The sequence below is a fragment of the Nonlabens marinus S1-08 genome (genome assembly GCF_000831385.1).
Classification (GTDB): Bacteria; Bacteroidota; Bacteroidia; order Flavobacteriales; family Flavobacteriaceae; genus Nonlabens; species Nonlabens marinus.
The window spans coordinates 2,082,617-2,095,944 of sequence record NZ_AP014548.1 but is presented as its reverse complement, the minus strand read 5'-3'; the positions used below and the strand labels follow the sequence as shown (position 1 = coordinate 2,095,944).

Here is a 13,328-nt window from a genome sequence, read left to right as displayed (position 1 = left end):
TTTAAGGATTCTATTAAACTTAAGCTATAAAAACAGTTATTATGAATAAGGCAATTTTAGGTTTAACGATATTATTGATACTGTTTATAAGTTTCAGCTGTGCTAGTAGTAAGGAAAAAAATGCTAGAAGTAATTACTCAACGCCTGAATCTACAGAAAACATGACATACAGCTTGGCAATTCCGGTTGGTTGGCATTCATTTAATAATATTCATGGTGATTTAAGCTACAAACCAGAAATTTATAATAATAGGTATTTCAAGGCATCTGTCCTTATATTAAAATATGATATTAAGAAGGAGCCCTCAGATAATTTGAATGATTTTGTAGAAAAAAATTATCAGAGATCCCGTTTTTACAAAAATCACAAAATCGAAAAGAGTTTTGAAAAAACAGCTCAAGGAGATACTTATTTAATTCGTCAAAGTTTCGTTTTGAATAATATATCTTATATAAAATTGGATAGGGTTTTTAAAATTGAGGACGAGATATATGTTTACTCTTATGGTGCTAACAACGAGCTTTTCTCTAAGCACTTAAAGGATTCAAACGCGATGTTTGAAACTTTAAGTGTATTATAAAATACTTAATCATCGTCAAATATGATTAACTATAGCAGAATGCAAAAAAATATTTTTCTGGTCGAAACCAACCAGACTTCTACTGCCCCCCCCAATTAGCATAAGAAAATATCAATCCGCAGAATTCACTTTTAATACAAACAAAAAATCCCATCAATACGATGGGATTTTGAATATTTATAAAACTAGAAATTACCTAGTCCCATTTCTTACCAAAGAACTTAGATCTTCCTTTATCACCACTAGGCTTTGAAGAACGTGATCTTGAACTATCATCAGACGTCTTGGTGCTACGACCTTTGAAACCTCCAGACCTAGGAGCTGAGGAGGAATCTCCATCAGACCTGCGTCCTTTGTATCCACCGCCACTTTTAGAATCGTCAGATCTGCGTCCCTTGAAACCACCACCGCCATCGTGTTTTCCTTTGTAACCGCCACCACCTTTACGGTCGCCGCGATCTCTTGACTCGGTTACTTGACCATGATGCTCATTAGCTCGAACCTCTCGCCCATCACGTTGCATACCGTTCAATTTTTCCATTTGTGCAGCAACTTCTTGCTTTACGTCCATGAAAGAATGAGCGCCATCAAGTACGATACGTCCTATGTCATCACCTGTAAGTCCAGTAGCATCACAAACGTAACCTAACAAAGCACCTTTATTGATGTTGTCTTTACGACCGAGGTTAACGAAATAAGTTTTCATTCCTTCTTCCTTACCTCTAGCGTTTTTAGGCCCACGATCTCTACGTCCACCGCGATCTCCTCGATCGCCACGGTCGTCATCACGTCCTTTAGAACGGTCATTTACATCCTTAATGGAATTGCGCTTGTAAATAGAATTGTATTCTTTAGTCAATAATCTTGCGATTAAATCTTCCTTAGATACCTCATCAAATTCAGCAATAACCGTACTCATCAGCTCATCGCTGATTTTAGGATTCACTTCTTGATTCTTCAGGTTTTCAGACCATCGAGTAATACGTTTTTGAGTAATTGCCTCTAATGCTGGCACTTCACCTGGAGCAAAACTAATTCCCAGTTTGCTAGCGATATACTTCAGTTTTCTTGTATCTCCTTTAGTAATCAAGGCTAATGAAACTCCCTTTTTACCTGCACGAGCTGTACGACCAGAGCGGTGTGCATAAAACTCTGGATCATCTGGTAAAGCAAAGTGAATTACGTGAGTAATATCATCTACATCAATACCACGAGCAGCAACATCTGTTGCGATCAACAATTTCAAATTCTTATCACGGAATCTCTTCATGGCTGCATCACGCTGGGCTTGAGACATATCACCATGCAACGCTTCAGTTGCATAACCATTGTTATTCAACTCATCTGCTACTTTTTGCGTATCACGTTTGGTACGACAAAATACGACGCCAAACATATCTGCATCATAATCCAGGTAACGACGTAATGCCTCAATCTTATCAGATGCCTTTAATTGAACAGATTTGTGTTCAATATTGGTATTTACAATATTCTCTTGATTGATACGTACCTCTTCCGGTTGTACCATGTAGGTATCGACAATGCGCTTGATCTCGCGAGCCATAGTAGCAGAGAACAGCCAGATTTTACGACCGCCATCACTTTTAGAAAGGATGAAGTCGATGTCTTCCTTGAATCCCATGTTCAGCATCTCATCGGCCTCATCGAGTACCATGAATTTGAGGGAATCAAGATTCACTTCTTTACGTTTCATCAAGTCCATCAAACGACCTGGTGTGGCTACCACAATCTGGGCGCCACGACGTATGTCACGTATCTGGTTCATGATGTTAGCTCCTCCAAAAACGGGAACTACATTAAGCTTGCCCAACTTTTGGGACATTTGCTCCATTTGCCCACAAATTTGTTGAGCAAGTTCTCGAGTAGGTGCAAGTATTAAGGCTTGCGTTTCTCTCGAGTTCAAATCTATAAGATCCAATAAGGGTAAACCAAAAGCAGCAGTTTTTCCCGTACCGGTTTGCGCGAGACCTATAAAGTCTCCATCATGTTGCAATAAAAGGGGAATGGACTGTTGCTGAATCTCAGTTGGGGTTTCAAATCCCATTTCAGCGAGGCCGTCAAGTAACGGCTGTGAGAGCCCTAAGGCTTCAAAATTTTTCAAATAACAGTATTTAATTATTTTGCAAAAGTACGATTAATTCCTCGCAATAACTATTGTATTAACTTTTTGACAATCAGTTGATAAAACCAGTGAATCACAGGTTTGACACGCACCTATCATAAAGCTACAAAAGTTATAGGTCAATTAATGAATTGTACAAATTCCTCTACCGATTTGCGTTTTGGTAGTTCTTCTGGTTGGGAGTCTACTGTTCCTATGTAGAGAAAACCTAGAAACTGATCGTTCGACTCCAGATCGATCGCCTCAAATTCTTGCATTTTAGCAAAGGATTTAGGAGAGCTCCAATAACATCCATAACCCAAATCATGAGCCGTCAGCCACATATTTTGAACGCTCATAGATACAGCTGCGACTTCTTCCCATTCTGGCAATGACTCTTTGATTTGCCTGTTCAAGAATATTAATACCACCGCTGATGACTGCTGCATTTTTTCGGCAAGTTTTCTTGACTTAAAACTTTCTGCTTTTCCAGAATCCTTTACAAACTGAGCGGTCATAAAATCGCCCAACTGCTTCAGCCCATTTCCTTGGAACACCTTGTATTTCCAGGGCTGGGTCTTTTTGTGCGTGGGCGCCCATCTTGCGGCTTCTAAAATTTGATCCATATGCTCGCTCGATACTGCGTCACCAGTATAGTCTTTAGGAAAAATGGAACGACGTTGTTGTATTTTTTGTAATAATGTTTGCATGAACTAAAGATAGGAAGGAGCGCGCTTTCGCGAAAGCGTAACAAGCATCAAATCTATTTAAATTACTAGATATAGAATTCTAAGGAAATTTGAAAATTAATGACTACTAATTAGGCAAAAAACGCCCAAAACGGTGGTACATCCTAATAATCGTATGAACATGGATGTTTCATGCTTTTTATCTTACTTTTATTCTAAAATTCTAAGGATGTTAACTAAGGTTTATGGGAGTGCCGTTTTCGGTGTTGAGGCTACCACGATTACCGTCGAGGTAAATTCAGCCACCGGTATCGGGTACCATCTTGTGGGATTGCCAGACAAAGCCATAAGCGAGAGTTCCTATAGAATTGCAGCGGCTCTATCTAACGTGGGTTATAAAATGCCCGGTAAGAAGTTGATCATCAACCTCTCTCCTGCAGATTTAAGAAAGGAAGGAAGTGCTTATGATTTACCCCTGGCGATGGGGATTTTAGTTTCCTCAAACCAAATAAAAGCAGATGATTTAGACAAGTACATTATTATGGGGGAGTTGTCTCTAGATGGCACGCTGCAGCCTATCAAGGGAGCTTTACCTATATCAATTAAGGCACGTCAGGAAGGTTTTAAGGGTTTTATTTTACCCACTCAAAATGCACGTGAAGCGGCAATTGTCAATGATGTAAAAGTCTATGGCGTCAACAACATATCTCAGGTCATTGACTTTTTTGATAAAGGTCAAGAACTTGAGGAGACCATTGTGGACACCAGAGATGAATTCTTTCAAGCTCTAGAGCATCCGGAGTTTGATTTTGCAGATGTGAAAGGTCAAGAGTCCATCAAGCGCTGTATGGAAATTGCAGCCGCTGGAGGACATAATATCATTTTAATAGGACCACCGGGCGCTGGAAAAACCATGCTTGCTAAACGCTTGCCATCCATCTTGCCACCAATGACTTTGCAGGAAGCTTTAGAGACGACTAAGATACATAGCGTTGCTGGAAGAACACTTGAAAAAGCTGGTCTAATGGCGCAACGGCCATTTCGCAGTCCGCATCATACGATATCAGATGTAGCACTAGTCGGCGGTGGAGCTTACCCGCAGCCTGGTGAAATTTCATTAAGTCATAATGGTGTCTTATTTTTAGATGAGCTTCCTGAATTTAAACGCGGTGTACTGGAAGTCATGCGACAACCTCTAGAAGATCGCGAGGTGACTATTTCTAGAGCAAAATTTACAATAACTTACCCTTCTAGCTTTATGCTAGTCGCGAGTATGAACCCTAGTCCTAGCGGTTATTTTAATGACCCTAGCGCGCCTGTTCAAAGCAGTCCTGCAGAAATGCAGCGGTATTTGAGCAAAGTCTCAGGGCCTTTATTGGATCGGATTGATATACATATAGAAGTCACACCTGTGCCTTTTGAGAAATTGACGGAAGAGCGCACGGCTGAAAAGTCGACCGTGATACGCGAGCGAGTGACCGCAGCAAGGAATGTGCAAACGGAACGCTTTCGCGAAAGCGAAAAAACCCACTATAATGCCCAAATGGGCAGTAAAGAAATTAGACAGCATTGTGCCCTAGACGATGCTAGCAAACAATTATTAAAACAGGCTATGGAGCGACTGAATTTGAGCGCCCGTGCTTATGATAGGATATTAAAAGTTTCCCGTACAATTGCCGATTTAGAGGCTAGTGAACAAGTAACCGGAACACACATTGCTGAGGCAATCCAGTACCGCAGTCTGGATCGCGATGGCTGGTTGGGATGACCTAAAACAAATGATTATGAGTGAAAATGATATTTTAGAATTAGAACAATTAAAGGAATCCTTCGGCGACGATCCAGAAACATTTATCGCGGTGCTGGAAATGTTTATGATTGAGGTTCCTAATGATTATGAGGACCTTAAAAACAAGATGTCTATTGAGGATTATTATGCCTCTGGCCTTCTCGCACACAAGGTGAAAAGTAGTTATCGAATGCTGGGCATGGAAAAGGAAACTCTATTGCTACAAGAAATTGAAAACCGTGCAAAGAGAAAGGAACAAATTGAAGAGATTCCAAGGCTTTTCAAGCAGTTTCAAGACGGTTATGAAGAGGGTTTGAAGTTGATTATGAGAACTATAAAAAGCTTAAAAAGGAGATAATTTACTCCTTGATATAATCTTGATATTCCCAGAAAAAGGTTTCTAGGCGATCCATATACTTATAGAAAAATTCATAAATCTTAGGCCAGTCTGTTTTACGCATTAATTTAACCGGCTCTAGATAGATATAGATTCTAGAAATTTCTTTTCCTGACTCTAGAAGGTAGTGTGGATCAAAAACCAAATCTTCAGAAACTTCTTCTATTAAAATAGACTTTAGGCTTTTCAACTTATCAAAATAATACTCGCGGAAAACGTCATCATCATGTTCCACATCTATTGAAACCATTGCCCGTGGATCTTCCATGGAAAATTTCAGATTGATATCCTTAATTTTTGTATCGTACAAAGTCCACTTGCGGTGGTACCGTTTCCCAAAAAAGGTCCAAAAATCCTGTCGTATTTGCTTTGCTTCTTCCTTTGAATACATGCCGTAAAAATACAACTCGTTATTGTGTTGATTGGGATGCTCTAGGTGATTTCCCTTTCATACTTCCGCGAGTTCAGCATAAACTTCGGCTATGTAAAACTTCTTGAAAGCAAAAAAAACGATCCTCAAGGGATCGTTTTTAATTAATGGTTGGTTAAAGTTTTACTCACCTTTCATTTGCGGTTCTGCTTTCATTTCGTTGTTTGCCACTGGCTTATTCTTTACATATTTATCCAGCCATTGGTCTTGCTCCCATAACACATGAAGAATGGACTCTTTAGCGGCATAACCGTGACTTTCTTTAGGCAACATTACCAGTCGTGCCGTAGCTCCCAGACCTTTTAAGGCATTAAAGTAACGCTCACTTTGTAATGGATAGGTACCGCTATTATTATCTGCCTGTCCATGAATAAGTAATATAGGCTCATCCACTTTTTCTGCATTCATGAAAGGTGACATGGTATTATAAATTTCTGGCGCCTCCCAGTAATTACGTTCCTCACTTTGAAAGCCAAATGGCGTCAAGGTTCTGTTATAGGCTCCAGATCTAGCGATTCCAGCTGCGAATAGGTCAGAATGTGCCAATAGATTTGCTGTCATAAAAGCACCGTAACTATGACCTCCTACTCCTACTCTATTTCGATCTATATACCCCATTTCATCTACTGCGTCAATTGCCGCCTTACCGTTAGCCACCAATTGCTTTAAAAAGGTATCATTTGGCTCTGTATCCCCTTCGCCAATAATTGGGAATGCCGCATCGTCAACCACAGCATAACCTTTCATCACCCAATAGACAAAACTTCCATAACTTGGATAGATAAATTCATTAGGGTTTTGAGTGTTTTGACCAGCATTAGATGCATCCTTGTATTCCACTGGGTAAGCCCATAATAGCATAGGAAGTTTTTCCTTCTTCTTCATGTCATAATTAGGTGGTAAATACAACGTTGCGTTCAAAGGCACACCATCATCTCTTTTATAGGTGATGAGTTCTTTATGCACGTTTTGCATTCCAGAAAAGGGATTTTCAAAATAACTGATCTGATCCAGTTTGTTCTTTTTATAAATATTACGGATGTAGTAATTAGGGTATTGTGTAGGTCCTTCTATACGCACCAACACAGTTCCTTTATCCATATCTAGCGCTTCAACTAGTGTCTCTTTCTTGTCTGTATAAGTGGACGTGTATAAACGCTTTTTATCCTGAGTCTCAAGGTTTATTTGATCAATAAATGGAAACTGACCTTTATCAGAATACCCATCTCCCATTAGGAAAGCGATATCTCCATTGAGCTTTAGCACACTGTTATTGTATTCATTCTTAACCGTCACAAAACTCCCTGGATCTGAATAGGAATCTTGATAGCTGCGATCAAAAAGAACCGTTGGTTCTTTTGAGGCATCGCTTGGGTCAAATACATAGGTTCTTGTATTGCGAGTATTCCACCAGTAATCATATACTATTGCCGTATTCTTATCACCAAAGGTGATTCCAGAAAAGCGATCTTTTGTCTTTACCAATTCCTTTTGAGTCCCTTCTTTAAAAGGACTTTCCCAAGTATATACTTGATCACGGTAAGGAACCTCTACCTCAGGATCTCCTTTATCTAAAACAGTCGCAAACATTAAGGTATGCGGTTGATCTGCCCTCCAGGACATGTTCCTTTTCCCTTCACGTTCTGCCATGAAACCTTGTGGCATTTCTTCAATTAACGGCACGTCATTTACTTGAGCAACTAAAGTGGCGTTTGTGTCGTATACATGAGATTGTTGTGGAAACCTGCCATATGTGACGATGTAAGAAAAAGGTTTTTGCAGTTTAGAAACCATCACATGAGAACCATCTGGCGAAAAAGAAACACCTGTATACATAGCTCCTGGAAGGTAATCTGATGAAGTTCCATCTAGATGTACTCGCACCAATTTGCTCAATGCCAGTTGCTCAAAATTATGCTCGTCTGAAGGGTTTTTAAGTAAATCCTGATAGGTCCTGTTTTGTGCTTTAGAACCATCGCTGGTAGAAATGGTAGGGCCTGACGGGATGTCTACACTCGTATCAATAAGTGGCTTGCGATCATCTGCCAGCATTTTGACTAATAAAGATTTTCCATCTTTAAACCAGTCCAGTGGGTTTCCCATATTTGCATTTACAGTAGCGTCAGTAAGTTTGCGGGCTGCTGCTTTTTCCACGTCCAGCACCCAGACTTCAGTTCCATTATTTGTGGTGTGCGTCATGGCTATCATGGATTCATCTGGAGACCAATTGACATTGGATAATTTAGGCGTAGCGGGTAAACCAGTTACAGGCCGCATTTCTTTAGATCCTACTTTTTGAATGGCGACCTTGTCATAAAAGGTCGTTCGGCTGCCTATGTTAGTTTTAGGATTGATGCGCAAGCCACCCAGCCGCATTTCTTCTTCAGATAAATCGGCGATGGATTTATAGGTATCCCTGTAGAGCAGCACCATGTTTTCTGCATCCGTATCTATTAATGCCCATGGTGGGCGGTCATAATCTACCAGCTTCATAATCTCCTCAGAGGGTTGCTGGTAGGTAAGTTTTTCTTGTGCGTACGCTTTCGCGAAAGCGAATACCGTCACAAACGCAATGCATTTAAAGGTCATTTTCATCAGGTCAGATTTTTAAATACTTAAAAATAAAGGATTTTGTGCAAACAGCACTTAATTCCGAGAATTTACGAAAACCTTGTAGTTCCAACTACCCCTTAAAAAATCGATAAAGAGTGCGGAATCAATGCTACCTAACTTAAAACCAGTGATTGAAAGAACTATTTATTGAATATATTTACTAGATAAATATTAAACATCATGATAAAATTTTACGTTTCGACATTATTTTCGCTTTTTTTCGCCACGATAGCGTTACAGGCACAAGTCAATTATTCTGGTAATGGTAATACTGGCTTTGGAGGTCCAGTAGGCCCAAGTTCTCTTCAATTTTCAGATAATGGCACTACTGTTACAGGTACTTTCACAAAAGGTACTAGCGACAATTTCAATAATGAGATGGTGATTTATATCGATTCCAAATCAGGGGGCTTTAGTTCAACGGTAAATTTTAACGATCCTAATTCAGGAGACAAATTAAGACGTTCCATAGCTGGTTATGGAGGTTTTGATGGAGCTTCACGTTCTGTGGTTAACTTCCCAAGTGGATTTGAAGCTGATTATGCAATAGCAATCAACACTGGCTTTGGAGGGTTGTGGCAGCTCATTGAAAATGCTGAATTCCCTTTCATAGATGGTGTTGGAAACCCAGCTAACAATACCGATACATCTTTTACTTTTTCATTCGACTGGAGTGAATTGGGAATTTCAAATTCCAACAATTTCAAATTTGTTATTACCTACATGGACGGATTTGGTGGAAATGGTGTTTTTAGAAGTGATGAAGGATATGGAGATGGTTTACCATCTGGTAATCCGGGAACCGATGATGTAACCTTTACTTCAAGTTTAGATTTTGTCGGTACAAAAAGAACAATTGCTGATGGAGTTTGGAGCTCGACCGCAACCTGGGTCAATGCAAGCGTACCCACGCCAAGCGAATCTATCGTTGTAAAGAATACAGTTGAGGCAGATGTCCCTGTAACAATTAATAACTCACTCACTGTTGATGGTGCTGCAATATTAACCATCTCATCAGATCAAATACTTAACCTTAATGGATCATTGACCAACAATGGCACTACACGATTTGCAAGCGATGCTAACGGTACCGCGCAATTGATTAGTGGTGCAAGCGCCACAGTAACTGGAGATCTAAGTATGGAACGTTTTATTCCAGCATTCACTAATGATAGAAGAGCGTTTCGTTTTGTTACTTCTCCTGTGAATAGTTCCGGATCCATTTATGACAACTGGCAAGATGGTGGAAACGCTGTAGCAGGACTTGGCACACATATAACTGGCTCGACTACTGGGGCAAATGGATTTGATGCTACAACTACTGGAGCATCGTCATTATTTACTTTTGACAATACAGACACCTCTACCAATCAATCAGCAGCTTGGAACCCTATTGCCAATACAGACGTGCTATCTCTTGAAGCAGGAAAAGGATACCGCCTATTTGTGCGAGGGGATCGCAATTATGACTTGGCTTCCAGTCCTGCTAACCAGCCCAACAGTAATGTGACGTTAAGAGCATTAGGAGCACCAGTTCTAACGGAACCTAGCGTGACCTTGAATCCTACAGCAGGATTTTTCAGTCTAGTTGGTAATCCTTTTCAAGCAGTGGTAAACTTTGAATCCTTACCTAAAACGAACTTGAATCCTAATTTTGTCTATGTATGGAACGCCAATGCTTCTACGAGAGGAGCTTATGCAACTATAGACGTTAGCGGTGCAGACAGTCCTTTACAATTCATCCAACCAGGTCAATCCTTCTTTGTAGAAACTGCAACTAATGGTGCCGCTTCTATCACATTTGATAGAGCTTCCAGAGCTCCCTCGCAAACTAATTTGACCACATTTTCTGTAAACGAAACACCGTCCATTTCAATGAATTTGACCGCTATCAACGGTACGGAAAGAATTTTAGTGGACCAGTTGAAAATGAATTTTGATGGGACAAATGATAAAACACTCAACGATGCTAGAAAGCTTTTTAATATTGATGAAAGTATTTCTAGAAAATATGATGAAAATACGTTCTTAAGTATTGAATCCAGAGCTGTTCCTACAGATCAAGAAATACTGGAATTAGACTTTAGAAACTATCAATACGCCACCTATGAACTGTGGGTAAATCTAGAAAACATGGAAGCTGAAACTACGGCGATTCTAGTAGATCAGTTTTTGAATACAGAAACTACTCTAGACTCTGGACAAAATACAGTAAATTATACGGTAGATACGTCAAACGAAAGTGCGAACGCTGATCGCTTCAAACTCAAATTTGACAAAAGTACAGCTGGGACTGATGAGGCTGCAACCATTTCATGGAGCGTGTATCCTAATCCTGTAAGCGATGGGCACTTATTTGTGAATGTACCAGAGTGGAATAATGCAAACATAGGCTTGAAGGTGACTAACCTTTTAGGTCAGGTAGTTATCAATCAAACTTTAGATTTGACTTCCAGTGGCGCAACGGTAATCAACACCAGCGACATAGCGCAGGGTATGTATGTTATTACGCTATCTAATGGCGATCAACAACTATCCCGCAAATTGATGATCCAATAAACGCAATCAACGCTACATTTAAGAGCAGCCCAATCGTTTGATTGGGCTGTTTTGATTTACAGACTTTTCTGAACGGTATGACCACTTCAAAAGAATAGAATGTACCTTTGTACTATGTTCAAAAATGATACTATTGTTGCTTTAGCTACGCCTGCAGGTTCAGGTGCCATTGCTGTGATTCGACTTTCAGGTTCAGAATCTCATGCTATTGCTGCGGCGGTTTTTGTTCCCGCTTTCGCGAAAGCGCACTCAAAACCATCCTCAAAATTATACGAGCGACTGCATCCAAATACAGTGACATTAGGACACGTTTATGACGGCGATCGAATCGTAGACCAAGTGCTATTGACTAGGTTTGACGCTCCTAGATCCTATACGGGAGAGGATGTTGTAGAAATTTCCTGCCATGGATCCATTTACATACAACAAGAAATCATAGGCTTGTGTTTGAGAAAAGGTGCACGTATGGCTCAGGCCGGTGAATTCACTTTACAGGCCTTTCTCAATGCCAAAATGGATCTTTCACAAGCAGAAGCTGTAGCCGATTTGATATCTAGCGAGAGTGCTACTGCCCATCAGATTGCTTTACAGCAAATGCGCGGCGGTTTCTCTAGCGAACTACAAGGGTTAAGAAAGCAATTGCTCAACTTCTCGAGCATGATAGAATTAGAATTGGATTTTGGTGAGGAAGATGTGGAATTTGCCAATAGGGATGATCTCAAACGACTGTTGTCTGAAAGCCAACAAACCTTGCGGAAGCTGATTGACTCTTTTGCCCTTGGTAATGTGTTGAAATCGGGAATCCCAATCGCTATTGTGGGCGAACCTAACGTTGGGAAATCTACTTTATTAAATGCTTTGCTGAACGAGGAAAAAGCAATTGTAAGCGACATCGCTGGAACCACTAGGGACAGCATTGAGGACGAAATCAATATCGATGGAATCCGTTTTAGGTTTATTGACACTGCTGGAATCAGGGAAACAACAGATACCATTGAAACGATGGGGATCCAGCGCAGCTATTCCAAAGCAGAGCAGTCCAGATTGGTTCTTTATCTACTGGACGCCACACAGCTCAATTCAAACCCGCGAATTGTGCACTGTTTGATGCGCATCCAGATTTTAAAAGAACGTTTTCCAGATAAACCTGTCGTGGTCATCTTGAACAAACTAGATGAAATTACAGGTTTACAACATGCTGAAATCACTAAACAAATCAAAAAACGTTCACCAGAAACGATTGTAATATCGTTAAGCGCAAAATCAGGTACTGGTGTTGAGGAACTTAAAGAAGCACTAGTTGCCAGTTTCCAAAGTGGCGCATTGAGCGCAGATGACAGCATCGTGAGTAACGCCAGGCATTATGACGCTCTGCAAAAAGCGTACAGTTCCTTGCTAGAGGTTCAAAATGGCATTGAAAACGATATTTCGAGTGAGTTCCTCGCCATAGACATCAAAGCTACTGCAGAGTCACTTGGCATCATCACAGGCGAGATCACTAATGATGAGCTGTTGGGGAATATTTTTAGTCAGTTTTGCATCGGGAAGTAAGCAACTTTCTTTTTGTACTTAACTAACTGTTTTTCTTTACTTTACACATATTTATCTATTCTTTTTTGTTGCTTATTTGCCCTTTTTCAGCTATATTTGTTGTCTAATCGTTGCCTACTTTGTGTATTTGTTGCCCAAAAATGATGATTAGGAAACAAAGCGAAATGATGCACCATAACGCCCCACGTTGCACCACTTCTGCATAAATAGCACCATATATGAGTACCAATCTACACATCCCAAAAACCTGCGAATACTGTGGAAATCTATTTACCGCACGTACCACAGTTACGCGTTACTGTTCGCATAAATGCAACAGCAGGCACTACAAACAGATTAAGAGAGAAGAAAAAGTAAAGCAAGCTTTACGAGAAACTCACAAGCAACAGACTACTACCCCACAGGCAGTTGAAACCTCATCTACTAATATTGCCAACAAAGATTTTTTAAGTGTAACCGAAGCATCACAATTAATAGGTGTAAGTAGATGGACCATACAACGTATGATTAAGCGCGGACAGCTAAAGGCAGTTCCCTTTGGACGAAAACATATAGTTGCACGATACCAGATTGAAAACCTCTTTAATTAATAGCCTT

The 13,328-nt window shown here is 40.3% G+C and carries 10 protein-coding genes; 6 read left to right on the top strand and 4 right to left on the bottom strand.

All coding sequences use genetic code 11. The features are described from left to right. Positions 1-41 precede the first annotated feature (41 nt). The gene (locus tag NMS_RS09620) at positions 42-581 is read left to right on the top strand and encodes a hypothetical protein (RefSeq protein WP_041496516.1); all 540 of its coding nucleotides are present in this window, start codon (positions 42-44) and stop codon (positions 579-581) included. A 196-nt stretch (positions 582-777) separates the two neighbouring features. Here NMS_RS09620 and NMS_RS09615 read toward each other — a convergent pair whose 3' ends face one another. Together NMS_RS09615 and NMS_RS09610 are read right to left on the bottom strand one after the other, a co-directional pair. Continuing rightward, positions 778-2,703, bottom strand: coding sequence for a DEAD/DEAH box helicase (locus tag NMS_RS09615; RefSeq protein ID WP_041496515.1), 1,926 nt, complete (start codon positions 2,701-2,703; stop codon positions 778-780). A gap of 140 nt (positions 2,704-2,843) precedes the next feature. Next, the gene (locus tag NMS_RS09610; protein WP_041496514.1) at positions 2,844-3,413 is read right to left on the bottom strand and encodes a nitroreductase family protein; all 570 of its coding nucleotides are present in this window, start codon (positions 3,411-3,413) and stop codon (positions 2,844-2,846) included. A gap of 208 nt (positions 3,414-3,621) precedes the next feature. Between NMS_RS09610 and NMS_RS09605 the strand changes: the two genes are divergently transcribed. Together NMS_RS09605 and NMS_RS09600 are read left to right on the top strand one after the other, a co-directional pair. Then, complete coding sequence (locus NMS_RS09605) at positions 3,622-5,160, top strand: YifB family Mg chelatase-like AAA ATPase (protein WP_041496513.1); 1,539 nt, start codon at positions 3,622-3,624, stop codon at positions 5,158-5,160. A gap of 16 nt (positions 5,161-5,176) precedes the next feature. Further along, positions 5,177-5,539 carry an Hpt domain-containing protein gene (locus NMS_RS09600; RefSeq protein ID WP_158448992.1) on the top strand — a complete coding sequence of 121 codons (363 nt, stop codon included), beginning with the start codon at positions 5,177-5,179 and terminating at the stop codon, positions 5,537-5,539. 1 nt (position 5,540) lies between these two features. On the opposite strand, the gene NMS_RS09595 is transcribed toward NMS_RS09600, so the two are convergent. Next, positions 5,541-5,969, bottom strand: coding sequence for a DUF4268 domain-containing protein (locus tag NMS_RS09595; protein ID WP_041496511.1), 429 nt, complete (start codon positions 5,967-5,969; stop codon positions 5,541-5,543). A 162-nt stretch (positions 5,970-6,131) separates the two neighbouring features. Beyond that, positions 6,132-8,603 carry a S9 family peptidase gene (locus NMS_RS09590; protein ID WP_041496510.1) on the bottom strand — a complete coding sequence of 824 codons (2,472 nt, stop codon included), beginning with the start codon at positions 8,601-8,603 and terminating at the stop codon, positions 6,132-6,134. 198 nt (positions 8,604-8,801) lie between these two features. Here NMS_RS09590 and NMS_RS09585 point away from each other — a divergent pair, with 198 nt between their 5' ends. From NMS_RS09585 to NMS_RS09575, 3 genes are all read left to right on the top strand, one after another. Then, positions 8,802-11,180, top strand: coding sequence for a T9SS type A sorting domain-containing protein (locus tag NMS_RS09585; RefSeq protein WP_041496509.1), 2,379 nt, complete (start codon positions 8,802-8,804; stop codon positions 11,178-11,180). A gap of 114 nt (positions 11,181-11,294) precedes the next feature. Further along, a complete protein-coding gene (gene mnmE / locus NMS_RS09580; RefSeq protein ID WP_041496508.1) occupies positions 11,295-12,731 on the top strand; it encodes a tRNA uridine-5-carboxymethylaminomethyl(34) synthesis GTPase MnmE in 1,437 nt (478 codons plus the stop codon). 218 nt (positions 12,732-12,949) lie between these two features. Continuing rightward, the gene (locus tag NMS_RS09575; RefSeq protein ID WP_041496507.1) at positions 12,950-13,321 is read left to right on the top strand and encodes a helix-turn-helix domain-containing protein; all 372 of its coding nucleotides are present in this window, start codon (positions 12,950-12,952) and stop codon (positions 13,319-13,321) included. Positions 13,322-13,328: the final 7 nt, after the last annotated feature.

Coding starts and splice junctions, on each gene's coding strand:
- NMS_RS09620 (WP_041496516.1), top strand. CDS start 42: ATGAATAAGGCAATTTTAGGTTTAACGATATTATTGATACTGTTTATA.
- NMS_RS09610 (WP_041496514.1), bottom strand. CDS start 3,413: ATGCAAACATTATTACAAAAAATACAACAACGTCGTTCCATTTTTCCT.
- NMS_RS09605 (WP_041496513.1), top strand. CDS start 3,622: ATGTTAACTAAGGTTTATGGGAGTGCCGTTTTCGGTGTTGAGGCTACC.
- NMS_RS09600 (WP_158448992.1), top strand. CDS start 5,177: ATGAGTGAAAATGATATTTTAGAATTAGAACAATTAAAGGAATCCTTC.
- NMS_RS09595 (WP_041496511.1), bottom strand. CDS start 5,969: ATGTATTCAAAGGAAGAAGCAAAGCAAATACGACAGGATTTTTGGACC.
- NMS_RS09590 (WP_041496510.1), bottom strand. CDS start 8,603: ATGAAAATGACCTTTAAATGCATTGCGTTTGTGACGGTATTCGCTTTC.
- NMS_RS09585 (WP_041496509.1), top strand. CDS start 8,802: ATGATAAAATTTTACGTTTCGACATTATTTTCGCTTTTTTTCGCCACG.
- mnmE (WP_041496508.1), top strand. CDS start 11,295: ATGTTCAAAAATGATACTATTGTTGCTTTAGCTACGCCTGCAGGTTCA.
- NMS_RS09575 (WP_041496507.1), top strand. CDS start 12,950: ATGAGTACCAATCTACACATCCCAAAAACCTGCGAATACTGTGGAAAT.